This window comes from Vreelandella zhanjiangensis DSM 21076 (assembly GCF_000377665.1).
Lineage (GTDB): Bacteria > Pseudomonadota > Gammaproteobacteria > Pseudomonadales > Halomonadaceae > Vreelandella > Vreelandella zhanjiangensis.
This window is the reverse complement of the sequence record NZ_KB898647.1, coordinates 572,872-595,686: the sequence shown is the minus strand read 5'-3', so window position 1 is coordinate 595,686 and position 22,815 is coordinate 572,872. Positions and strand designations below refer to the sequence as shown.

General features: G+C 53.5%; 18 protein-coding genes and 1 CRISPR repeat array (1 of these 19 only partly in view). Of the genes, 11 read left to right on the top strand and 7 right to left on the bottom strand.

Features of this window, described 5'->3' with window-relative positions; all coding sequences use genetic code 11:
* Positions 1 to 26 precede the first annotated feature (26 nt).
* From acnD to D467_RS0106920, 4 genes are all read right to left on the bottom strand, one after another.
* Positions 27 to 2,636, bottom strand: coding sequence for a Fe/S-dependent 2-methylisocitrate dehydratase AcnD (gene acnD / locus D467_RS0106935; RefSeq protein ID WP_018916781.1), 2,610 nt, complete (start codon positions 2,634 to 2,636; stop codon positions 27 to 29).
* 68 nt (positions 2,637 to 2,704) lie between these two features.
* The gene (prpC, locus tag D467_RS0106930) at positions 2,705 to 3,832 is read right to left on the bottom strand and encodes a bifunctional 2-methylcitrate synthase/citrate synthase (RefSeq protein ID WP_018916780.1); all 1,128 of its coding nucleotides are present in this window, start codon (positions 3,830 to 3,832) and stop codon (positions 2,705 to 2,707) included.
* Between the two features lie 67 nt (positions 3,833 to 3,899).
* Positions 3,900 to 4,790, bottom strand: a complete 891-nt coding sequence (gene prpB, locus D467_RS0106925; protein ID WP_018916779.1) for a methylisocitrate lyase — start codon at positions 4,788 to 4,790, stop codon at positions 3,900 to 3,902.
* A gap of 5 nt (positions 4,791 to 4,795) precedes the next feature.
* Complete coding sequence (locus D467_RS0106920; protein ID WP_018916778.1) at positions 4,796 to 5,593, bottom strand: GntR family transcriptional regulator; 798 nt, start codon at positions 5,591 to 5,593, stop codon at positions 4,796 to 4,798.
* A 234-nt stretch (positions 5,594 to 5,827) separates the two neighbouring features.
* Between D467_RS0106920 and pabB the strand changes: the two genes are divergently transcribed.
* Both pabB and D467_RS0106910 read left to right on the top strand, forming a co-directional pair.
* Positions 5,828 to 7,198: an aminodeoxychorismate synthase component I gene (gene pabB, locus D467_RS0106915; RefSeq protein WP_018916777.1), complete on the top strand. Its 1,371-nt coding sequence runs from the start codon at positions 5,828 to 5,830 to the stop codon at positions 7,196 to 7,198.
* A gap of 117 nt (positions 7,199 to 7,315) precedes the next feature.
* Positions 7,316 to 7,936, top strand: a complete 621-nt coding sequence (locus tag D467_RS0106910; RefSeq protein WP_018916776.1) for a phosphoadenosine phosphosulfate reductase domain-containing protein — start codon at positions 7,316 to 7,318, stop codon at positions 7,934 to 7,936.
* 184 nt (positions 7,937 to 8,120) lie between these two features.
* Here the strand turns inward: D467_RS0106910 and cysB are convergent, their stop codons facing one another.
* A complete protein-coding gene (gene cysB / locus D467_RS0106905) occupies positions 8,121 to 9,095 on the bottom strand; it encodes an HTH-type transcriptional regulator CysB (RefSeq protein WP_018916775.1) in 975 nt (324 codons plus the stop codon).
* Between the two features lie 313 nt (positions 9,096 to 9,408).
* Between cysB and trxA the strand changes: the two genes are divergently transcribed.
* Entirely contained in the window at positions 9,409 to 9,732 is a 324-nt protein-coding gene (gene trxA, locus D467_RS0106900) for a thioredoxin (protein WP_016914369.1), read from the top strand.
* Positions 9,733 to 9,851: 119 nt separating this feature from the next.
* Here trxA and D467_RS0106895 read toward each other — a convergent pair whose 3' ends face one another.
* Complete coding sequence (locus D467_RS0106895) at positions 9,852 to 11,000, bottom strand: AI-2E family transporter (protein ID WP_018916774.1); 1,149 nt, start codon at positions 10,998 to 11,000, stop codon at positions 9,852 to 9,854.
* Positions 11,001 to 11,186: 186 nt separating this feature from the next.
* On the opposite strand from D467_RS0106895, the gene D467_RS0106890 reads away from it, so the two are divergent.
* Positions 11,187 to 12,014 carry an SIMPL domain-containing protein gene (locus tag D467_RS0106890; RefSeq protein ID WP_018916773.1) on the top strand — a complete coding sequence of 276 codons (828 nt, stop codon included), beginning with the start codon at positions 11,187 to 11,189 and terminating at the stop codon, positions 12,012 to 12,014.
* Here D467_RS0106890 and serS read toward each other — a convergent pair.
* Positions 11,959 to 13,236 (bottom strand): serine--tRNA ligase, encoded by a 1,278-nt coding sequence (gene serS, locus D467_RS0106885; RefSeq protein WP_018916772.1) that lies wholly within the window; start codon positions 13,234 to 13,236, stop codon positions 11,959 to 11,961. The genes D467_RS0106890 and serS overlap by 56 nt on opposite strands.
* Before the next feature lie 204 nt (positions 13,237 to 13,440).
* On the opposite strand from serS, the gene D467_RS0106880 reads away from it, so the two are divergent.
* Genes D467_RS0106880 through cas2 form a run of 7 tightly spaced genes read left to right on the top strand, consistent with a single transcriptional unit; the run spans position 13,441 to position 21,054 of the window.
* Positions 13,441 to 15,693, top strand: a complete 2,253-nt coding sequence (locus D467_RS0106880) for a CRISPR-associated helicase/endonuclease Cas3 (protein WP_018916771.1) — start codon at positions 13,441 to 13,443, stop codon at positions 15,691 to 15,693.
* Between the two features lie 26 nt (positions 15,694 to 15,719).
* On the top strand, positions 15,720 to 16,388 hold the full coding sequence (cas5c, locus tag D467_RS0106875) for a type I-C CRISPR-associated protein Cas5c (protein ID WP_026285645.1): 669 nt from the start codon (positions 15,720 to 15,722) through the stop codon (positions 16,386 to 16,388).
* Positions 16,385 to 18,184 (top strand): type I-C CRISPR-associated protein Cas8c/Csd1, encoded by a 1,800-nt coding sequence (gene cas8c / locus D467_RS0106870; RefSeq protein WP_018916769.1) that lies wholly within the window; start codon positions 16,385 to 16,387, stop codon positions 18,182 to 18,184. The genes cas5c and cas8c overlap by 4 nt, the downstream gene beginning before the upstream one ends.
* Positions 18,181 to 19,050, top strand: a complete 870-nt coding sequence (gene cas7c, locus D467_RS0106865; RefSeq protein ID WP_018916768.1) for a type I-C CRISPR-associated protein Cas7/Csd2 — start codon at positions 18,181 to 18,183, stop codon at positions 19,048 to 19,050. The genes cas8c and cas7c overlap by 4 nt, the downstream gene beginning before the upstream one ends.
* Positions 19,051 to 19,060: 10 nt before the next feature.
* Positions 19,061 to 19,699 (top strand): CRISPR-associated protein Cas4, encoded by a 639-nt coding sequence (gene cas4 / locus D467_RS0106860; protein WP_018916767.1) that lies wholly within the window; start codon positions 19,061 to 19,063, stop codon positions 19,697 to 19,699.
* Positions 19,700 to 19,704: 5 nt separating this feature from the next.
* Complete coding sequence (cas1c, locus tag D467_RS0106855) at positions 19,705 to 20,745, top strand: type I-C CRISPR-associated endonuclease Cas1c (RefSeq protein WP_018916766.1); 1,041 nt, start codon at positions 19,705 to 19,707, stop codon at positions 20,743 to 20,745.
* An 18-nt stretch (positions 20,746 to 20,763) separates the two neighbouring features.
* Positions 20,764 to 21,054 (top strand): CRISPR-associated endonuclease Cas2, encoded by a 291-nt coding sequence (gene cas2, locus D467_RS0106850; RefSeq protein ID WP_018916765.1) that lies wholly within the window; start codon positions 20,764 to 20,766, stop codon positions 21,052 to 21,054.
* A 188-nt stretch (positions 21,055 to 21,242) separates the two neighbouring features.
* A CRISPR array of direct repeats spans positions 21,243 to 22,815; the repeat unit is 33 nt; unit sequence GTCGCGCCCCGCTCGGGGCGTGCGGATAGAAAC (it continues 2,722 nt past the right edge of the window).

Below are 22,815 nucleotides of genomic sequence, written 5' to 3'. Positions count from 1 at the left end.
TTCACTCCAAAAAAACAACCCGGCACTTAAGCAGCCGTTGACTCGAGAAAGTCCTGGGCAAAGCGCTGCAGCACACCACCGGCGGCGTAAATTGATACTTCCTCAGCGGTATCCAGGCGGCACTTGACCGCTACGCGCTCGCTACCCTTGTTTTGGCGATGGATCACCAGCGTCAGCATCGCGCCCGGCGAGACAGCCCCCTCAACATCAAAGGTTTCGGTGCCGTCCAGGCCTAATGTCGTGCGCGTGGTTCCCGGCTCAAACTCCAGCGGCATTACGCCCATACCAATCAGGTTAGTGCGGTGGATACGCTCAAAACCTTCCGCCGCAATGGCTTCCACGCCGGCAAGCGCCACGCCTTTGGCAGCCCAGTCCCGCGAGGACCCTTGACCATAATCGGCGCCAGCAATAATGATCAGCGGCTGCTTACGCGCCATGTAGGTTTCGATAGCTTCCCACATGCGTGTCACTTCACCTTCAGGCTCGACCCGTGCCAGAGACCCCTGCTTTACGCTGCCATCGGCATCGCGGACCATCTCGTTAAACAGCTTGGGGTTGGCGAAGGTCGCGCGCTGAGCGGTGAGATGGTCCCCGCGGTGAGTGGCGTAGGAGTTGAAGTCCTCCTCGGGCAGGCCCATTTTCGCCAGGTACTCACCCGCCGCGCTATTAAGCTGAATGGCGTTGGAAGGCGATAGATGATCGGTGGTGATATTGTCCGGCAAGATTGCCAGCGGCCGCATGCCTTTCAAGGTACGCTCTTTCGCCATATTGCCTTCCCAGTAAGGTGGGCGACGAATGTAGGTACTCTGGGGGCGCCAGTCGTATAGCGGATTAACCTGGGCACGCGCGCTTTTATCAATATCGAACATGGGGATATAGGTCTGGCGGAACTGCTCGGGCTTCACCGATGCTTTTACAATGGCATCAATCTCTTCATCCGCTGGCCAGATATCTTTCAAGGTAACGGGATTTCCCTCCTGGTCGATTCCCAGCACGTCTTTTTCAATATCAAAGCGGATAGTGCCCGCAATGGCGTAAGCAACCACTAACGGCGGCGAAGCCAAAAAGGCCTGCTGGGCATAGGGGTGAATCCGCCCATCAAAGTTGCGGTTACCGGAAAGCACCGCCGTGGCGTAAAGGTCCCGGTCGATAATTTCCTGCTGAATAACAGGATCCAGCGCGCCAGACATGCCGTTACAGGTGGTGCAGGCATAGGCAACTACGCCAAATCCCAGGTTCTCCAGCTCATTCATCAAGCCAGCTTCTTCCAGGTACATCTTGACTGTTTTAGAACCGGGCGCCAGGGATGACTTTACCCAGGGTTTACGCAACAGGCCAAGCCGGTTGGCGTTGCGCGCGATTAACCCAGCCGCCACCATATTGCGCGGGTTAGAGGTATTGGTGCAGCTGGTGATGGCCGCAATAATAACCGCGCCATCGGGCATTTTACCGGCTTTCTCTTCTTCGCGAGCAGCCTCAAGCCCTACCGCGATACCGCGCTGAACAAGCTCGGAGGTCGGCAGGTGCGCATGCGGGTTGGAAGGCCCTGCCAGCGTCCGCGCGACCGATGAAAGATCAAAGCTCAGCACCCGCTCATACTCAACCTGCGTCAGGCTGTCGGCCCAGAGACCGGTGTGCTTGGCATAGGTTTCTACCAGCGCCACCTGCTCATCTTCACGACCGGTGAGCTTCAGGTAATCGATGGTTTGACTGTCGATATAGAACATCGCCGCCGTCGCACCGTACTCGGGCGTCATGTTTGAAATCGTGGCACGGTCGCCGACCGTCAGCGCATCGGCGCCTTCGCCATAAAATTCCAGATAGGCACCGACCACGCGCTCTTTACGCAGAAACTCGGTGATCGCCAGCACCATATCGGTACCCGTGATTCCCGGCTGCAGCTTGCCGGTCAGCTCTACACCGACGATATCCGGCAAGCGCATCATGGAAGCGCGCCCAAGCATGACGCTCTCAGCTTCCAGGCCACCCACGCCGACTGAAATGACCCCGAGCGCGTCCACCATGGGGGTATGACTATCGGTGCCTACACAGGTATCGGGGTAAGCAATGCCGTCCCGGTTCTGCACTACCGGCGACATTTTCTCCAGATTGATCTGATGCATAATGCCATTGCCAGGCGGGATGACATCGACATTTTCAAAGGCCGTTTTGGTCCAGTTGATAAAGTGAAAGCGGTCATCGTTGCGCCGATCTTCAATGGCACGGTTTTTCTCAAAAGCACCCTCTTCAAAGCCTGGGTGCTCTACCGCCAACGAATGATCAACAATCAGCTGAGTGGGCACAACGGGGTTGACCTTGGCCGGGTCACCGCCCTTCTCGGCGATAGCATCGCGCAGCCCGGCCAAGTCAACCAGCGCCGTCTGGCCTAAAATATCGTGACACACCACGCGTGCCGGGTACCACGGAAAATCGAGATCGCGTCGGCGCTCGATAAGCTGCTTAAGCGCATCCGTCAGCAGCGCAGGATCACAGCGGCGTACCAATTGCTCTGCCAGCACGCGTGACGTGTAAGGGAGTGTGGCGTAGGCCCCTGGCTGAATATCCTCAACGGCTTGGCGCGCATTAAAGTAATCAAGCTCGGTGCCTGGCAGTGGTTGACGATATTGGCTATTCATAGCAAGCAAACTCATGAAAAGGGAGCTAAAAAAACGCCCGGCAAGCAAGCTGCCGGGCCGCACGCTGATTAATCACGCGCCTCAATGGGGACCCATTCGCTTTTTTCAGGACCGATGTAGTCGGCGCTGGGACGGATAATCCGATTATTGGCCCGCTGCTCAAACACATGAGCAGCCCACCCGGTAAGCCGGGACATCACGAAAATCGGCGTGAACAGCTTGGTGGGGATATCCATAAAGTGATAGGCGCTGGCATGGAAGAAGTCTGCGTTACAGAACAGCTTCTTCTCGCGCCACATCACTTCTTCGACTTTTTCAGATACGGGATAAAGCACCGTATCGCCTACATCGTCGGCCAGCTTTTTAGACCAGTGCTTGATAATCTCATTACGTGGATCAGACTCGCGATAGATCGCGTGGCCAAAGCCCATGATTTTGTCTTTGCGCTCAAGCATACCCATGATCTTGCTTTCGGCTTCTTCAGGCGATTGCCAATCCTCGATCATCGCCATCGCCGCCTCGTTCGCGCCACCATGCAATGGCCCGCGCAGAGAGCCGATAGCCCCGGTAACACAGGAGTGCATATCGGAAAGCGTGGAGGCACACACCCGGGCGGTAAAGGTAGAGGCGTTAAACTCATGCTCGGCATACAGAATCAGCGAAACGTTCATGACCCGTGCATGCAGTTCGGAGGCCGGCTCGCCGCGCAGCATGTTGAGGAAATGACCGCCTACCGAGTTATCGTCGGTTTGAGTATCAATACGCACGCCGTCGTGAGAGAAGCGGTACCAGTAGCAGATAATCGACGGCAAGACGGCCAAAAGACGATCGGCAACGTCCTGCTGCTCGTCAAAACTCTCTTCGGTTTCAAGATTGCCCAGCATTGACGTGCCGGTCCGCATGACATCCATCGGGTGGGCGTCTTTGGGGATCTGCTCCAGCACAGTCTTGAGTGCCTCGGGCAACCCACGCAGGCTTTTTAGCTTGCGGATGTAATGATCCAGCTCTGACTGATTGGGCAGTTTTCCCTTCAAGAGCAGGTAGGCGACTTCTTCAAATTTAGCCTTTTCGGCAAGCTCTTTGATATCAAATCCACGGTAGGTCAAACCTGAACCGGTTTTACCTACTGTACATAGCGCGGTGGTACCGGCGCTTTGGCCACGCAGTCCTGCACCTGTCACGGGTTTATCAGCCATGGTGTGTCTCCTGTCGCTACTTTTATTTTAAGTATGTATTAACGTCTGTAATCAAATAGCAGCTTGGTTACTGGTCGCTGCCTCGCTCGGCAAACAAAGCGTCCAGCTTCTGCTCGAAATCGTGGTAGTTAAGAAAATCGTAAAGTTCATCGCGTGTTTGCATTGTGCTGACCACGTCTTTTTGATGACCGTTATCCAGTATGCTCTGGTAAACGTTTAGCGCTGCTGCATTCATGGCCCTAAACGCGGAGAGCGGGTAAAGCACCATGCGGCAGCCGACATCGCCAAGCTCTGCCTGAGTGAACAGTGGCGTTGCGCCAAACTCGGTAATATTGGCCAAAATGGGCGCATCGACTCGATCACAAAACGCCTGATAATCTGCAAGGGTATGCACGGCCTCGGCAAAGATGGCATCAGCCCCCGCGTCGACACAGGCATTGGCGCGCTCAATAGCGGCATTAAGACCCTCTTTCTGAAACGCGTCAGTGCGGGCAATCAGATAAAAGTCAGGGTCTATGCGAGCATCTGCGGCGGCTTTGATACGATCAACCATCTCTTCTTGAGAAACGATTGCCTTATTGGGCCGATGGCCGCAGCGCTTTTGCGCAACCTGGTCTTCCAGATGAACAGCTGCAACCCCAGCACGCTGCATCTCTTTGACGGCACGTGAAATATTAAACGCCCCACCCCACCCAGTATCGATATCCACCAGCAGCGGCAAGTCGGTGGCACCACAAATCCGGTGCGCATCCTCCACCACATCGTTCATGGTGGTCATGCCTAGATCAGGCAGGCCGAAGGAGGCATTTGCGACCCCGCCGCCGGAAAGATAGATAGCCTGGTGGCCCACGCGCTCTGCCATCATTGCCGTATAGGCATTGATAGTGCCCAGAATGGCAAGCGGACGGTTGGCTTCCAGAGCAGCTTTGAAACGGGCGCCGGGGGAGAGGGTTGGCATTAGTGTTACTCCTGACAGGTAGTGGATGGCGTGCCGGATGACTCAGCAGGCTCTGATGATGGCTTGGATGATGATTCTGAAGATTGCTGTTTGAGGATCGCGGCATAGCGGTCAGCAACGTTGGCACGCGAAGCACTGACGTGGCGACGCATCAATAGCTCGGCAAGTTCAGCATCACCCGCTTCAATCGCATCCACGATCCGGTGGTGCTCGACAAAGGCACGCTGGGGCCGCGTGCCGCTGGCACTGAACTGCGTGCGGTAAAGGCGAACCAGATAATACAGGTCGTTGCACAGCAGACTCATAAGCATCTTGTTATGGCTGCCTTGTACAATGCGGTAATGAAAATCGAGATCGCCTTCGCGCTGGTAGTAAGCTTCGCCGCGCTTTAAATCGGCCTGGCCTTCATGCAGGGCCAGCACATCGCGCAGGCCCTGTATTTCTTCTGCAGACATATGTTCTGCGGCCAGCCTTGCCGCCATGCTCTCCAGCGCTTCACGGACATCAAACAGCTCAATCAACTCTTTCATTGAGAGTTTGACCACGCGCGCGCCGACATGCGGCACACGCTCAATTAGCCGGTGAGACTCCAAGCGCCGCATGGCTTCACGTAGCGGACCGCGAGAGATACCGTAGGTTTTGGAAAGCCCCGGTTCGGTAATTTTACTCCCCGGTGCTAGAACACCACGGACAATATCGCTTTGCAGTTGATGAAATACCCGCTCCGCTAGCGTGCGCACTTCAGGCGGCGCCATTTCAAGCGACGAATCAACAGAATATGGGGCGCTAATGGGTGAGCTCATGGAAAATTGTCGACAATTAGGAAAGTATCCAAACTTTAGCTGTGCGTCTTTCTAGCGTCAACCATAGAATACTGGCGATTTTATGCCTCTTTGGTTGTACACAAAAAGTCTATCCTCTTCATCAGTGTCAACAATCTCGCTAAACCCGTGAAAAGCACGTCGATTACATTGCTGGTGTCGACCTGCAACGCCCTCTAAAATGAGCAGCCTTTTTACCGGCGAGGCGTTTGCTCCATGACCACGGCATTGTCGATATTTACTCTGCCCTATTCTTCTGACCCGCTAGCGCTGTTTGATGCGCTTCGCCAACGCCCAGGTGCGGTACTTTTGGATAGTGGCCGCCCCATCGCTCAGGGTCGCTATGATATTCTGAGCAGCGATCCCTTAGCGACGCTGGAAGTGGACGCCGCGGGCAAGTCAGTGCTCGCGAGTGAGCAGCTGAATATAGCAGCCCTGCCGCCAGGCGATTGCTTTGCTCAGCAGCAGTGGCTGTTAAATCAGCTACCGCTACAGGCTGCGGAGGTTGATCAACACGCTTTACATAGCGAGCTGCCCTTTATGGGCGGGCTGATAGGCTACTGGGGCTATGACCTTGGGCGCTCACTAGCGACCCACCCACAACCTCAGGTGACTCACCTTCCTCAGGCCCGCCTGGGTCTTTATGACTGGTGCATCACCCTTGACCACGTAGCAAAGCAGGCGTGGCTGGTAGCCACCGCGCAGCGTCGAGAGCAGGTTCTGGAGTGGCTAGGCCAGGCACCGCCCAAACGGGTGCCTTTTGTCTTGACCGAACCCTTTCAAGCCGAGCTTAATCACAGCGATTATGCTGAGCGCTTCAAGGCCGTTCAGCGCTATATTCTGGCGGGCGACTGTTATCAGATTAATCTTGCCCAGCGCTTTTCTGCCGCCTATCAGGGCGATGAATGGCAAGCCTATTTACGCTTACGCAAAGCCACGCCCACACCGTTTTCAGGCTTCATGGCTTGGGGCCAGCAGGCCGTTCTCTCTCTTTCACCCGAGCGGTTTATCAAAAGCAGTAATGGCGCGGTTGAGGCTCGTCCTATAAAAGGCACCCGACCACGGGGCGCTACGGCTGATGAGGATCTTGCCCTGGCCAATGATCTAACCAGCAGCCTTAAAGATCGTGCTGAAAACGTCATGATTGTTGATTTACTGCGCAATGATCTGGGCCGTGTATGTAAGCCGGGCAGTATCAATGTGCCCCAACTCTGCAAGCTGGAAAGCTACCCTAATGTGCATCATCTGGTGAGCGTAGTGCGTGGACAGCTCGCGTCCGGCGCCTCACCGCTTGCTTTATTAGCGGCGGCCTTTCCCGGCGGGTCGATTACCGGTGCGCCCAAGGTTCGCGCCATGCAGATTATCGCCGAGCTTGAGCCTTGTCAGCGCAGCGTGTACTGCGGAAGCATGGGATACGTTGATATACGAGGCAGCATGGACACCTCTATTACCATTCGTACGTTGGCGGCGGATGCCGGGAGGCTTCACGTGTGGGGCGGCGGCGGGCTGGTGGCTGACTCGACACTTGATGAAGAGTATGTCGAGACGCTGGATAAGATCCGCCATCTTATTAATTCGCTGACATAAACAGCGCAGCTTTTAAATCAAAAAGGAATATAAAAGCCAAACCAAACGGTATTGGGGGAATATGCGTGCAGTTTGATAGCCTAGCCGTATGGCTCATTAACATGACAAGGAGGCGACATGTCTTCATCGCTTGAAGCGATCAACCGCGATCTGAGCAATAACCCACAAGCACTTATTGAGTGGGCGTTGACTCAGGGCGAGCGCCCTATCTGCACGACTAACTTCCGCCCTTTTGAAGCGGTTATTCTGCATATGGTCACCCAGGTACGCCCAGATATGCCGATTGTATGGATGGACAGCGGCTATAACACCGAAGCAACCTATCAGTTTGCCGACGCGGTTATTAAGCGCCTGAATCTGAACATGGTGAGCTTTCTGCCCAAACGCACTCGGGCGCACCGCGAAGCGTTAGAAGGCCCTATGCCGGGTATTGATGACCCGCGCCACGCAGCCTTTACTCAAGAGGTCAAAATCGAGCCGTTTGAGCGTGCGCTGAGCGAAATGCGCCCCGACGCATGGTTCACGGCACTGCGTGCGGAAGACACGCCCGAACGTGCCAAGATGCAGCCGGTTAGCCGCAATAGCGATGGCCTGGTGAAGGTGGCCCCGCTACTACACTGGACAGCCAAAGAGATGTACGAATACCTGCAAGCCCATGACTTGCCCAATAACTTTGACTATTTCGACCCCACCAAAGTGGAAGAGAAACGCGAGTGCGGGCTTCACTTACAGCACTAATCTATAGCACCAATCACAGTACTAATATTCAGAACTAATTTTCAGAACTAATCTTCAGGACTATTCTAAAGCGCTAGCTTAAGCACTATATAAGCCGCTCACTTAGCTATCGACTTATCTGCTATTTAGCAGACACAAGCGCCGCTGGCTAAGTGAGTTTTTTAATTAATCAGGCTTATCCAGGTTAATGCTCGGGAAGATCGATCCCTTCAAACAGCGCCTGCTCAAAACGCGGGCCAGCGGTTAACGCCTCATCGACCCGGTCTCGGGTTAGGTGCGGTGCAAAGCGCGCCAGGAAGTCATACATATAGCCGCGCATAAAGGTGCCCCGCCGAATGCCGATCTTGGTTGTCGAACTAGCAAACAGGTGGCTTGCATCCAGCGCCACAAGATCTTCATCCAACGTATCGTCGACGGCCATATGCGCCACAATACCCACGCCCATGCCGAGGCGCACGTAGGTTTTAATTACATCGGCGTCGGCAGCGGTAAGCACCACGTTGGGAGTCAGCCCCTGCGCCTTGAACGCATCGTCAAGCTGCGAGCGACCGGTAAATCCAAACACGTACGTCACTAGCGGATGCTCAGCCAATGCTTCCAGAGTTAAAGGTCCGTCCAGTGAGGCGAGCGGATGATCTTTAGGCACTAAAGCGCAGCGGTTCCAGCGATAACAAGGCAAGAGCACTAGGTCCGTGAATAGCTCCAGTGATTCGGTGGCGATAGCAAAATCCGCCTGGCCCTCGCTCACCATCTGGGCAATCTGCTTGGGCGTCCCCTGCTGCATGTGCAACGCAACTTCCGGATACTTCAGCGTAAACTCGCTGATGATAGGTGGTAGCGCATAGCGTGCCTGAGTATGAGTCGTGGCAATTGACAAACTGCCCCGCCGCTCGTCGCTATGCTCCTGGGCCACCTGTTTAATATTTTCGCTGAGCTTGAGCATCTGGCCCGCCAGATCAATAATCGATTGGCCAGCAGGCGTTACGCGGGTTAAGTGCTTTCCGCTGCGCGCAAAGATTTCTACACCAAGCTCGTCCTCTAGCAACCGTATCTGCTTGGAAATACCAGGCTGCGAGGTAAACAAGCTTTGAGCGGTGGCCGAAACATTTAAATTGTGCCGGTTAACTTCCCAAATATAGCGAAGTTGTTGTAGCTTCATATCGTCACCTCATTTTCTATACTGATCGCAGGCAGGTTCTCTTACGCAAATACCGCCTTTTCCGCTCGCCATAAAGCATTATTTAGAATAAAAAAAATTTTTATAATTCACTTATATTATAAAAGAAAGCGTCTATTAGCATCTATTAATTTCTTACATTACTAACAAATCAGTCGAGTATATTTGCCAGCAATCGCCGCGCCCGCTACCATTTGCCGACTTGGCGCGATGAAAGTAAGCAGATTATCGCGTAATGACCGTTGCTCCATTTGAGGCAACGAAACTGCATGAGCAACGCAAACGGGAGAAGCAAATGGCTAATAATGTTGATGTTACCAACGCCAATTTTGAGCAAGAAGTCCTCAATGCCGAACAGCCTGTCCTGCTGAAATTCTGGGCGCCCTGGTGTGGCCCGTGTAAAGTTATGGCACCGGTTGTCGACGAAGTGGCTGCTGAGCGCGGTGACAACTTGAAAGTCGTCAGTGTTAACGTTGACGATGCGCCGGAAATCGCCGCTGAACAAGGCGTACGCGGTGTACCTACCGTTATGCTGTTCAAGTCTGGCACCAAAGTCGCTTCGCTGGTAGGCGCTCAATCCAAGTCTCAACTAACGCAATTCATCGACCAGAACGCTTGATGAATTTGGCCACCGCCGTTATCACCGGCGGTGGCCACGCGGCCTTTCCTTTCTTCAACTAAACATCTTCTACTAACCATCTTCTACTAACCTTCTTTGGCTAGCTCCCACTTATTTAACTAGCTATCCCCTTCTTTTTTAAGATGCTCTTCGTGTTGATCACTATTTTTTCGTTTCCACGGCGCGCGACCTGCATCTCGCTGGCTCAGATAGCGGCCGGTACGATGTTTGCCTGGGCCTAGAAAGTGCGCGATCCAGCGTGTCTGCGGATGGCTATCCAAGGCAATCTTGAGCGTCATGGTCAATACCACCGAAAGCAGCATCCCCGCCGCACCAAAAATCCATCCCCATACCACCAGTGACAGAAACGCCACAAACGTTGAAAGCCCCAGCGCTTGCCCCATGACACGCGGCTCAATCAAGTTACCTAGCACAAAATTGATGACCAGATACGCTGAGGCGAGTAACAGCGCCTGGAACACCCCGCCATCCTGGGCAACCAGCAACAGCAGTACCGGTGGAATAGCCGCCAGCGCTGAGCCGATATTGGGTATAAAGTTAAGCCCAAATGCCAACACTCCCCAAAGCAAAGGGAAATCGACCCCTACAATAATGCAGGAGAGCCATACCAACACTCCGGTCGCTAGGCTGATGACCGTTTTAACCGCCAGATAGCGCTTAAGCGTCAAACTAAATTCACTAAAACGTTTTAAGCTGGGCGCGGGATTCTCAAGGGCACGGGAAACTTTCTGTCGAAAATTAAGCGTCTCAAACAGCATGAAAATGACCAGCAGCCCTACAATGATGCTTTGCATGATCAAGTTGCCCAGCTCGCCCAGCAGAGTAGCGATCCACGAGCCCTCTTCATCCATTTGAAAAACGGCGCTTAGCTGATCAGGGTCAACCGCAAAGCCGTGCATGGCCAGGGTATTGAGCAAATTCCAGTAGTGTTCGTATAGCCGTTCTTCTATATCAGGTAGCGCTGCCACAAACGTGCTGAAGCTATTCACCACCAGCACACCTATAAGCGATAGAAAAACCAGTAAAACCATCAGGGTCAAGAAGGCTGACATCCGCATGCTAAGGCCCCAGCGATGCAGCCACTGCACTGGAGAGGTACACACCACGGCGATAAACACCGCCAGCAGTAAAGGCACTAAAAGATCCGCGCCCATTTTCATTCCCGCAATAATGATCACCAGCGCGGCGAGCGCCAACGTGGCATGCAAGGGAATACTTCGGTAATCCTCATCCGACAAATTTGCCATAGCCTCATCCTTAGCTAGTTATCCGTACATAATGGCTGCAATCAGGACATTGCACAAACCGTGCAAGCAATAAGCAACTGTTTTACGTCGTCTCTTTAAAGAGGAACTTTCGCTTCTCCTACTATTCCAAGCAACGTCTACACTGTGATGACACCATCCTACTTTGCTATTCATTAAGGAAATTCTATGAACCCAACACCGGCACGTTTACCGCGTTTTCGCTATGGCCTATTAAGTGGCGCGCTGTTGGCGTTACTCAGCACACCACTTGCCTTTGCCGCGCCACCCACTCCGCCAAGCCTGAGCGTCCAGGCCCAGTCCTGGGTCGAAGTTGAACCAGACCAAGCTACGCTCACCGCTAGACTGTGGGAAAACACTCCCGCCGTCTCGTCAATGGAAGACACGGACAGCGAAGCGTTAGGCGAAGCTCGTGAGCGCCTTGAAAACCGTGCCAGTGAATTGATCACTGCCATCGAAGCATTAGGTATTGAGCGGCGTGCGATTAACGCGGGTTCTTTGAATGTTTACCCTGACCACGTAGCGGCACCGCGCAGCGAAAATGGTGATCAGGAAATGCTCCAGCGCACGCGTCTTGAGCGTCCGTTCAGCGTAGAGCTAACCGACCTTGATCAACTGGGTGAAGTACTCAACGCGCTTATCGGAGTAGGCGTTAACGCGTTAGACGGCGTACAGTTCGATCTGCAGGATAGAGATGCCGCGACCGATGAAGCCTTGGTAAAAGCACTCGAGAAGGCCCGCCACAAAGCTGACCTGATGGCGAGTACCCTGGAAGCCGAACTGGGTAATGTTCAGCGTATTGAAGAGACGCAGTCGCCGATTTTTCAGCCGCGCATGATGGCAATGCGTGCGGAAAGCGACGCTGCCAGTAGCGGTGCGCAAAGTGACTACAGCCCCGGCACCATTCGTATTGATGCCGGGGTAAACGTGGAGTGGACCCTTAAAGGGCCAGACGCTCCTGACCACGCAGATACGGACGTAGCGGCTCAGGAATAATCACCGAGCCATCCGCCTGCTGGTGGTTTTCAAGAACCGCCAGCAGGCAGCGGCCTACGGCCAAGCCTGAACCATTTAACGTATGCAGAAGCTGAGGCTTCTTCATTTCCGGATCGCGGAAACGCGCCTGCATGCGCCGCGCCTGAAAGTCCTCGCAGTTAGAAACCGATGAAATTTCCCGATAGGTTTCCTGGCTGGGCAGCCAAACTTCCAGATCGTAGGTTTTCGCTGCGCCAAAGCCCATATCACCGGTGCACAGGGTAACGACCCGATACGGAAGCTCCAAAGCCTGCAAAATCGCCTCAGCGTGGCCGCGCATTTCTTCAAGGGCCGCGTAACTCTTCTCAGGTTCAACGATCTGCACCATTTCCACTTTATCGAACTGATGCTGGCGAATCATGCCGCGGGTATCGCGACCATGAGAGCCTGCCTCGCTACGAAAACATGGCGTATGCGCGGTAAGCTTCATCGGTAGCGCCGCCTGATCGATGATTTCATCGCGTACAAAATTGGTGAGCGGTACTTCTGAAGTGGGAATCAGGTAGTACTCGCGCTCATCATTAAGCTTGAACAGGTCTTCGCCAAACTTCGGCAGCTGACCAGTTGCCATCAGCGAGTCGCTGTTGACCATATACGGCACGTAGCACTCTTCATAACCGTGCTGCTCGGTTTGGGTATCGAGCATGAACTGAGCCAGTGCACGGTGCAGCCGAGCAATCGGCCCACGCATGACGGCAAACCGGGCACCGGTGAGTTTGGCCGCCAGTTCGAAATCCAGATAGCCGGATTTCTTGCCTAAATCGACATGGTCGAGCACTTCAAAATCAAACTCGCGGGGCGTGCCCCAGCGGTGCAGCTCAACGTTATCATCTTCGTTTTTGCCTTCCGGCACGCTTTCATGGGGTAGGTTAGGAATTCCGCTGACGGCGTCATCCCACTCGGCCTGCACCTCAGCAAGCTCGCGCTTTGCAGTATCGAGGCGTTCGCCCAGATCGCTCACGGTATCTAACAGCGGCTGGATATCTTCCCCATTCGCTTTGGCCTTGCCAATGGCTTTGGAACGCGTATTGCGCTCGCTCTGCAACTGCTCGGTCTGAGTTTGCAATTCACGGCGGCGCGACTCCAGCGACTGAAGTCCTTCTTTATCCAGCATGAAACCGCGACGAGCTAGTTGTTGCGCAGCCGCGTCCAGATCACCGCGCAGCAGTTTCGGATCGAGCATGAGTTATCCCTTGGCCTGAATTCAGTTAAACACGGCGCCAAACGCCTGCATCAAAGCCACCTATTGTAGGCAAAAGCGTGGCATGGGGCTATGGGGGTCTTAGGGAGAAGTGGAGACTTCCAAAACGTAAGCATTTTTTCATAGCAAAAGCCCTTACTTTAAAGCTAAGGTAACTAAAACAATTAATCATAATGAGCCATTAGAATGCCACCAGAGACCGTCCATTTTTACGCCCACTCACTCCCAGAAGTGGGTAAGCAAAACTGGCAAGCCTTAGATGACCATTTAAAGTGCGTTGCAGAGATGGCCGCAACACGCGCTGAGCGTTTCGGCATGGCCGATGCCGGTTATGCGGCAGGCCTTTTGCATGATTTGGGCAAATACAGCGTACCTTTCCAGCGACGACTGGAAGGCTTCCCGGAACGAGTTGATCACTCTACAGCGGGCGCGATTATTGCTAAACAGCAATTTCGTAAAGGAGTGGGCGACCTGCTGGCTTACTGCATTGCTGGTCATCATGCAGGGCTTGCCAATGGGCGTGACTCAGGCGAGCGCTCGTCTCTTGACGATCGCCTTAACGCTGAGATTCCTGCCATAGACAGCGCTTGGCAACATGCGCTCACTTTACCAGCAGAACCAGCCCCTCCAAGCACATTCACACAACTTCCAGAGCGCGCTTTCTTTCAGCTCTCTTTTCTCACTAGAATGCTTTTCTCGTGTTTGGTGGATGCGGACTATATCGATACCGAAACTTTCTATGCACGGCATGAAACCGGCTTAACGCATCCTCGCGGCGGGGGGGCGTCTTTAAAGCAGCTTCGCAAAGCGCTTAATGAACACCTGGAAACTTTCGATACTGAAAAAGGTATCAATCGATTACGCGGGCATATTCTGCGTGAGGTGCGCCAAAAAGCTGACACCAAACCAGGATGTTTTACTCTCACCGTACCGACAGGCGGCGGCAAAACACTAGCTTCCTTGGCCTTCGCGCTAGATCATGCCATCGCCCATGGCATGGATCGCATTATCTATGTCATTCCCTTTACCAGTATCGTTGAGCAGAACGCTGCCGTTTTTCGGCATGCGTTAGGCCAATATGGCGCTGAAGCCGTACTCGAACACCACAGCACCTTCGAGGCTGAAAAAACCACTAAAGGCGATAAAACGAGTCTCGACAAACTCAAACGCGACAGCGAAAACTGGGATGCACCGATCATAGTGACGACGTCGGTGCAATTTCTGGAAAGCCTTTTTGCCGCTAAAACATCGCGCTGCCGTAAGCTACACAATATTGCTCGCAGCGTTGTTATTTTAGATGAAGCCCAAACAATGCCCCTGCCTTTGCTTCGACCAAGTGTTGCTGCATTGGATGAACTAGCGCTGAATTATCACACCAGTATCGTACTGTGTACTGCCACCCAACCCGCGCTTATTGAGACCGATGACCCAGAACATAGCTTCGCAGGTGGATTCAAAAACGTCGAGGAACTAGCCCCCCACCCCAAAGAACTCTACCGAGACTTACAGCGAGTGACGGTGCGGCATATCGGCAGCCTGGATGACGCGCAATTACGTGACGAACTGTTAGCGGTTGAACAGGTGCTGTGCATTGTCAATAACCGCCGTCATGCCAGAGTCCTATATGAATCCATCGCCGACCAGCCAGGCGCTTTTCATCTGACTACCGCCATGTGTGCTGCTCATCGACGGCAGGTATTACACCATATTCGTGAAACGCTTAAAGAAGGCAAGCCTTGCCGCGTTGTTTCTACATCATTAATTGAAGCCGGCGTCGATGTAGACTTTCCGAGAGTGCTGCGCGCCGAAGCGGGCCTGGACTCCATCGCTCAGGCCGCCGGTCGCTGTAATCGGGAAGATAAGCGAAGCGCCGAAGAAAGCGAAGTGCGTATTTTTGCAACGGCCAATGAAGAGTGGGCGCCGCCACCCGAGCTAAAACAGTTTGCCCAAGCCACCCGCGAAGTGCTACGCCAGCATAGCCACGATCCGCTCGCGCTGGAAGCTATCGATGCGTACTTCAAGCTGCTTTACTGGCAGCAAGGAGCTGACCAACTCGACAAGCACCAACTGCTCTCGCTGATTGAAAAAGGTCGGCTTGACGGCCTGCCTTTTGAAACCCTCGAAAAGAAATTCCGCCTCATCGACAACAATCAAAGAAGTGTCATTATTCCTTTTGATACTGATGCAAGCAAAGCGATTAAAGAGCTTGCCTTTGCCACAGGCGCAGGCGGTATCGCCCGAAAACTACAGCTCTATACAGTACAAGTGCCCTATAACGGCTTCAGAGCCCTTGAGAAGGTCGGTGCCATTGCGCCCATCGAACGGGATAAATTTAATGACCAATTCATGCTATTGGTCAATGAAGACCTCTACGACAATGCGCTAGGGTTGAACTGGAGCGACCCAACCTTTATGCGAGCCGAAAGCTTACAGTGGTAAACATACAACATTTATAGGGAGCCGTTATGTCATACGGGGTTCGACTGCATATATGGGGTGACAGGGCCTGCTTTACGCGGCCAGAGATGAAAGTGGAGCGTGTATCCTATGATGTGATAACACCTTCGGCAGCACGCGGCATTCTGGAAGCCATCCACTGGAAACCCGCTATTCGCTGGTGCGTAGACCGTATTCATGTGCTTAAGCCGATCCAATTTGAGTCATTGCGGCGCAATGAGGTCGGCGGTAAGCTCTCAGCCACCTCCGTAACCAAGGCCATGAAAGCGGGGCGCGTCGATGAAGTAGCGTATTTTGTTGATCAAAACCGCCAACAACGTGCGGCCACCATTTTACGCAATGTCGCTTACGTTATTGAGGCGCACTTTGAATTCACACCGCGTGCAGATGATAGCGACACACCTGGCAAACACCTAGACATTTTCAATCGCCGCGCACGGCAAGGCCAATGCTTCCACACTCCCTGCATGGGCACCCGTGAATTCCCGGCGAATTTTGCGCTCATTGAACCCGAACAGTCCCTCCCACCCTTTGATGCCGCACTCAATGGTGAGAAAGACCTTGGCTATATGCTGCACGACATTGACTTTGTAAACGGAAAGACATCGCGATTTTTTCGCGCCAAGATGCAAGATAGCGTGATTGAAGTTCCTCCCTTCCAGGAGACCCTCGCATGATACTGACCGCCCTCAATGACTATTATCACCAACTGGTCAAAGAAGATAAGGTACCTCAGTCCGGCTTTAGTACAGAAAAAATTAGTTTCGCTCTGGTATTTGATGAAAATGGCGTGCCGCGTCAAATCGATGATTTACGTGACACCTCCGGTAAAAAGCCCCGCGCCCGACCTTATCAAGTGGCCGTTGATAAGCGGCGCACATCAGGCATTCACGCTTACCCACTTTGGGATAAAACCGCTTACTCATTAGGCGTAACAGCCGGAGAAGGCAAACGCTTAAGCGATGAACATGCAGCCTTCAAAGCCCGCCAATTTGATCTTTTCCGTAACAGTGATGATAAATCACTCCTGGCCTTTTTGAAGTTCTTGAATCAATGGCATCCTGAAAAGCTAGCCTCGTTACCCGGTTATAGCGAGGAGGTGTTAGATAGCAATATTATTTTTCGGCTAGATGGACAACAACAATACCTACATGAAAAAGATGGCGCTCGCAAAATCTGGAATGCTGCACTCGAAGAAAATACCGGTATTTATGGGCAATGCTTAATCACCGGTGAAAACGCCATATTAGGAACTGACCACCCTGCAATTAAAGGTGTTAGAGACGCACAATCATCAGGCGCCTCGCTAGTCTCTTTTAATAGCGAGGCATATGAGTCTTACGGCTTTCGTAAGAACCAGAACGCGGCTATCTCCACATCAGCAATTTTTGGCTATACAACGGCGCTTAACTACCTACTGCGTGGCGATATAGATAATCAGCAACGCCTGCAAATAGGCGATACCACGCTGGTTTTCTGGGCAGCTGCGCAAACATCACAGGCAGCGCAAGCGGCAGAAAGCTTTTTCGCGGTACTTAACCAACCACCGAATGATGAACAAGAAGCCAGCAAACTCGGCTCCCTACTTGCCCAGGTAGCTGATGGCCGACCGCTAAAGGATGTCGCTCCAGAACTAGAACCCGAAACGCAATTTTACGTACTGGGGCTTGCTCCCAATGCCGCTCGTCTATCCGTCCGCTTTTGGATGGTAGATAGTCTGGAACACTTAACCAAGTATTACGCCCAGCACTATCAGGATCTAGACATTCAGCCTGCGCCATGGAAAGGAATTGCCCCCAGCGTTTGGTGGTTAACCCTGCAAACAGCGCCGATTCATGGCGCACGCCCGAAATCAGAAGATGTTCTACCCCAGCTTGCGGGCGAAATGATGCGGGCCATTATCACCGGGCAGCGCTACCCCCGGCCGCTACTGACCAGTGTTGTTATGCGTTTTCGCAGTGATGGCAATATCAACGGCTTGCGCGTCGCCCTTTGCAAAGCAGTGTTAGCCCGTGAGGCCCGTCTAGCTACGCACTCAAACTCGCACAAACAGGAGGTTTCCGTGAGCCTTGATAAAAGCTCCACCCATACAGGTTATTTAATGGGCCGTTTATTTGCCGAACTAGAAAGCGCTCAACGCGGCGCACTGGGTAAAGAGTTAAATGCCACCATCAAGGATCGCTACTACGGCGCCGCATCTGCCACGCCCGCCAGTGTGTTTCCTATGCTGCTGCGCAATGTGCAGAACCACCTTTCCTCAATGCGTAAAAAAGACAAAGGCGCCATTGCATACACCATTGAAAAGGAAATCAGCGAAATTATTGGCGGGCTAGGCGACACCTTCCCGCGTAGCCTGGGTATCGAAGAACAAGGCCGATTTGCCATTGGTTATTATCATCAATCACAACGGCGATTCACTAAAAAAGATAACGCAAATATCGATGACCAATCTGAACAGGGAGACTCAGAATGAACGCTATTACTAACCGTTACGAATTTGTCCTTTTATTTGATGTCACCAACGGTAATCCCAACGGCGACCCGGATGCAGGCAACCTGCCACGGTTAGACCCAGAGACCAACCAGGGGCTTGTCACGGATGTTTGTCTAAAACGAAAGATTCGCAACTATGTTGCACTCGAAAAAGAACAAGACGCTGGCTATGCCATTTATATGCAAGAAAAGTCGGTACTTAATAACCAACATAAAAAAGCCTATGAAGCGCTAGATATAAAGCCTGAGTCTAAAAAATTACCCAAGGAAGCGGAAAAAGCGCGCCAGGTCACCGAATGGATGTGCAACAATTTCTTCGATGTACGCGCTTTCGGCGCGGTCATGACGACCGAAGTCAATTCCGGCCAAGTACGCGGCCCTGTCCAAGTGGCCTTTGCAAGCTCCATTGATCCTGTCATCCCCATGGAAGTCTCCATTACTCGTATGGCGGTTACCAATGAAAAGGATCTTGAAAAAGAGCGTACCATGGGGCGCAAACATATAATTCCTTATGGCCTATACCGCGCACACGGCTATGTCTCAGCGAAATTAGCTGAACGTACCGGCTTTTCAGATGACGACTTAGCTCTTCTATGGCGCTCTCTGATTAACATGTTTGAACATGACCGTTCTGCCGCGCGGGGTGAGATGTCTACCCGTAAACTCATTGTTTTCAAGCATGATCACCCCATGGGTAACGCGCCCGCTCATGTACTCTTCGATAGCGTTCAAGTGAAGCGCATTGAAGGAACTGAAGAGACACCCGCACGCCACTACAGCGACTACCAGGTCAATATCGCCCGCGAATCACTACCCTCGGGTGTTACGCTAGAAGAACACCTATAGGTGAATCGCCATGGAAGAGGACGCGCGTCCTATACCGCTTTCTGCCCTGCAACATACGCTGTTCTGCCCGCGCCAATGCGCGCTGATTCATGTAGAGCAGCAATGGGCAGAAAACCGCTATACGGCAGAAGGCCGATTGCTACATGAACGAGCGGACCAGCTGGGGCATCAGCGCAGGCGCGGTGTGCATACTTCCATGGCATTGCCTCTGGCAAGTGAGCAGCTGGGCTTAAGCGGTATTGCCGATGTTGTAGAGTTTGACGAACGTCAATCGCCTTTAATCGTACGACCTATCGAGTACAAACGCGGGCGACCTAAAGCGCATCGAGCGGATGAAGTTCAACTATGCGCTCAAGCGCTTTGCCTGGAAGAGATGCTGGACCTTCATATCGATGCGGGCGCCCTCTTTTATGGCAAAACACGACGGCGCAAAGAGGTAGTATTTGATGACACTCTACGTGCGTTAACTCATCGTATCATTGAACAAACCCGCGCTATTTTTGATGAACAACAGACACCATCGGCTATTTATGATGCGAAAAAGTGTGATCACTGTTCCCTTATCGATATTTGCCAACCCCAAGTGTTTAGCAAGCAGCGCTCCGCAAGCCGATGGCTTACCCGGCAACTTGATGCCCTGGACGAGTAACGCCCATGCGACGACAGTTAAACTCTCTGTACATCACTACCGAAGGTGCTTGGCTTAAGAAAGAAGGCGCCAATATTGTAATGCAGGTAGAAGGTAAAGAGCGCGCCAGGCTTCCCATTCATATGCTGGAATCTCTCGTATGTTTTGGGCGTGTGCTCGTATCCCCACCATTAATGGGCTTCTGCGCCGAACAAGGCGTGACAATCACACACCTATCGCCCAACGGAAAATTTCTGGCGCGTATTGAAGGCCCCGTCTCTGGCAATGTATTACTCAGACGCACTCAATATCGCGTCAGTGATAACGAAACGTCCTGCTCAAGTCTGGTCAGCAGCCTTTTGATTGGTAAAGTCCATAACCAGCGCGCTGTTCTCGCCCGGGGCATTCGCGATTATGGCAGCAAGATGCCTCCTCAAGAGCGCCAACGCCTTGAAGTGGCCCGTGACCGACTAAGCCGCATTGCTCGAAATTTATTACAACCTGCAACCACCAATGAGCTGCGAGGACTGGAAGGCGAAGCCGCCCACGTCTATTTCAGTATATTCAATTTACTCGTACGCCAAGAAGGTGGTGCGTTTGAGTTTAAAGGCCGCAATCGCCGCCCGCCGAGAGACCGCATTAATGCGTTACTGTCGTTTTTGTATACCCTGCTTACCCACGACTGCCGTTCAGCACTAGAAAGCGTAGGGTTAGACCCCGCCGTAGGCTTTCTACACCGGGACCGCCCGGGGCGCCCAAGTCTTGCGCTCGACCTTGCTGAAGAGTTTCGCCCTTTGCTGGGTGATCGACTAGCCCTGTCGCTCATAAACCGCCGCCAGTTACGCGAAAAGGACTTTAACATCACTGAAAGTAATGGTGTCGTCATGACAGACGATGCCCGAAAGCTAGTACTGACGGCTTACCAAGAGCGAAAGCGTGAAGAGCTTTTGCATACGTTTGTTGATGAAAAAGTCCCTATCGGCATGCTGCCCATACTGCAAGCGCAATTAATGGCACGCCACCTTCGTGGTGATTTGGATGCTTACCCACCTTTTCTTTGGAAATAGCACGCTGAGGACAATGTCATGATGGTACTGGTCAGTTACGATGTCAGCACCTCTTCAGAAGGCGGTAACGGTAGATTGAGGCGAGTGGCAAAAGCGTGTCGTGATGTAGGGCAGCGAGTACAATTTTCCGTATTTGAAATCGAAGTTGATCCCGATCAATGGGTACGCTTTCGTCAACGTCTAATCGACTTGATTGATGACGACGTAGATAGCTTACGTTTTTACTTCCTGGGCCGAAACTGGAAAAACCGTATCGAACATATAGGCGCCAAGCCCGCCTTGGATATGAATGGTCCTTTAGTTTTTTGATATTTCTCTCACTTGCGAACCGCAAGTGTCTTGTAAAACCCCGCCAAGTTCGCAGCTCTTTAATAAATTGTTTTTACTAGCAAATTCTTTTGCTTACTTCTTCGTACCAAGAAAAAGCGGCTGGTACACGGTGTTTCGCAGCAACTCACTTTTTTGCTTTTATTTTTCATGATGTTATAAACACTACAGTCGCGCCCCGCTCGGGGCGTGCGGATAGAAACTTTAGTACCAGCAGGCATTGGCAACGTTACTACCAGTCGCGCCCCGCTCGGGGCGTGCGGATAGAAACACCGGCACGATAGCGCTGATTAATCTGCTCAAGCGCGTCGCGCCCCGCTCGGGGCGTGCGGATAGAAACCACACGCCGCCGGTGTGACCTACAAACGACTCACGTGTCGCGCCCCGCTCGGGGCGTGCGGATAGAAACCATGTCCGCGTTGGCGTGACGATCAAATCACCCTGGTCGCGCCCCGCTCGGGGCGTGCGGATAGAAACTTAGACAAAACAACAACCTCCCCCTGGAAAATTCGTCGCGCCCCGCTCGGGGCGTGCGGATAGAAACCATTACCGGCCCGGGCGGCTGGAATATGCCCGCGTCGCGCCCCGCTCGGGGCGTGCGGATAGAAACATGAATGCCTCGCTGGAACCCCTGGCCTCGTTGCGTCGCGCCCCGCTCGGGGCGTGCGGATAGAAACAACCGGTGTCCCGGTAGGTTTCATCGAGAAACTCACGTCGCGCCCCGCTCGGGGCGTGCGGATAGAAACGTAGGCTACAGAAAGTCTCCCGCACATTTCGCCGTCGCGCCCCGCTCGGGGCGTGCGGATAGAAACTGAATCCTACGATCAGCTTCACAGATGACGCTATCGTCGCGCCCCGCTCGGGGCGTGCGGATAGAAACAAGCAGCATGCCGCCCGAGGTAACAGAGCGAACCCGGTCGCGCCCCGCTCGGGGCGTGCGGATAGAAACGCTGCCGTCCTGGTAATGGGCCAGCTATCGAAGGGCGTCGCGCCCCGCTCGGGGCGTGCGGATAGAAACAATACCAAGCTCCGTACCCCGATAGGCCTGCGCGGTCGCGCCCCGCTCGGGGCGTGCGGATAGAAACCTGTTTATCGATACCACCTCGCCGGGTGATGTAAGGTCGCGCCCCGCTCGGGGCGTGCGGATAGAAACAGTGTCGTCATGGAGCGGATCGTCTACGAGCTGCGTCGCGCCCCGCTCGGGGCGTGCGGATAGAAACGGTGCGTTGTACCAGTTGAGCGTTGCCGGGTGGCGTCGCGCCCCGCTCGGGGCGTGCGGATAGAAACGATGCGCTCAACCACGCCGTAGCTGACGCCAGTACGTCGCGCCCCGCTCGGGGCGTGCGGATAGAAACAGTGATGAGCCATCGATATTAATCGCGAACACTAGGGTCGCGCCCCGCTCGGGGCGTGCGGATAGAAACTTGATCTGCGACGCATTCACCCGCGTCACGATATGGTCGCGCCCCGCTCGGGGCGTGCGGATAGAAACTCAACGTGGCGCATGACGCCAGCCCGGGCAATGCCGTCGCGCCCCGCTCGGGGCGTGCGGATAGAAACTTGCCGAAGGCGCGGAAGACGACTCGATCTACGGCGTCGCGCCCCGCTCGGGGCGTGCGGATAGAAACTGTATGTACAGTCGCGAATGAGGGCGGTACATGTCGGTCGCGCCCCGCTCGGGGCGTGCGGATAGAAACAAGAACATGGGTGCGACGCAGACTGACAACAACGGGTCGCGCCCCG

Excerpts from the sequence above, each read along its gene's own strand:
- cas2 (WP_018916765.1), top strand. The coding sequence starts at position 20,764 with ATGATGGTACTGGTCAGTTACGATGTCAGCACCTCTTCAGAAGGCGGT.
- prpB (WP_018916779.1), bottom strand. The coding sequence starts at position 4,790 with ATGCCAACCCTCTCCCCCGGCGCCCGTTTCAAAGCTGCTCTGGAAGCC.
- cas1c (WP_018916766.1), top strand. The coding sequence starts at position 19,705 with ATGCGACGACAGTTAAACTCTCTGTACATCACTACCGAAGGTGCTTGG.
- pabB (WP_018916777.1), top strand. The coding sequence starts at position 5,828 with ATGACCACGGCATTGTCGATATTTACTCTGCCCTATTCTTCTGACCCG.
- cas7c (WP_018916768.1), top strand. The coding sequence starts at position 18,181 with ATGAACGCTATTACTAACCGTTACGAATTTGTCCTTTTATTTGATGTC.
- D467_RS0106880 (WP_018916771.1), top strand. The coding sequence starts at position 13,441 with ATGCCACCAGAGACCGTCCATTTTTACGCCCACTCACTCCCAGAAGTG.
- cysB (WP_018916775.1), bottom strand. The coding sequence starts at position 9,095 with ATGAAGCTACAACAACTTCGCTATATTTGGGAAGTTAACCGGCACAAT.
- cas4 (WP_018916767.1), top strand. The coding sequence starts at position 19,061 with ATGGAAGAGGACGCGCGTCCTATACCGCTTTCTGCCCTGCAACATACG.
- acnD (WP_018916781.1), bottom strand. The coding sequence starts at position 2,636 with ATGAATAGCCAATATCGTCAACCACTGCCAGGCACCGAGCTTGATTAC.
- D467_RS0106890 (WP_018916773.1), top strand. The coding sequence starts at position 11,187 with ATGAACCCAACACCGGCACGTTTACCGCGTTTTCGCTATGGCCTATTA.
- D467_RS0106895 (WP_018916774.1), bottom strand. The coding sequence starts at position 11,000 with ATGGCAAATTTGTCGGATGAGGATTACCGAAGTATTCCCTTGCATGCC.
- prpC (WP_018916780.1), bottom strand. The coding sequence starts at position 3,832 with ATGGCTGATAAACCCGTGACAGGTGCAGGACTGCGTGGCCAAAGCGCC.
- serS (WP_018916772.1), bottom strand. The coding sequence starts at position 13,236 with ATGCTCGATCCGAAACTGCTGCGCGGTGATCTGGACGCGGCTGCGCAA.
- cas5c (WP_026285645.1), top strand. The coding sequence starts at position 15,720 with ATGTCATACGGGGTTCGACTGCATATATGGGGTGACAGGGCCTGCTTT.
- trxA (WP_016914369.1), top strand. The coding sequence starts at position 9,409 with ATGGCTAATAATGTTGATGTTACCAACGCCAATTTTGAGCAAGAAGTC.
- D467_RS0106920 (WP_018916778.1), bottom strand. The coding sequence starts at position 5,593 with ATGAGCTCACCCATTAGCGCCCCATATTCTGTTGATTCGTCGCTTGAA.
- D467_RS0106910 (WP_018916776.1), top strand. The coding sequence starts at position 7,316 with ATGTCTTCATCGCTTGAAGCGATCAACCGCGATCTGAGCAATAACCCA.
- cas8c (WP_018916769.1), top strand. The coding sequence starts at position 16,385 with ATGATACTGACCGCCCTCAATGACTATTATCACCAACTGGTCAAAGAA.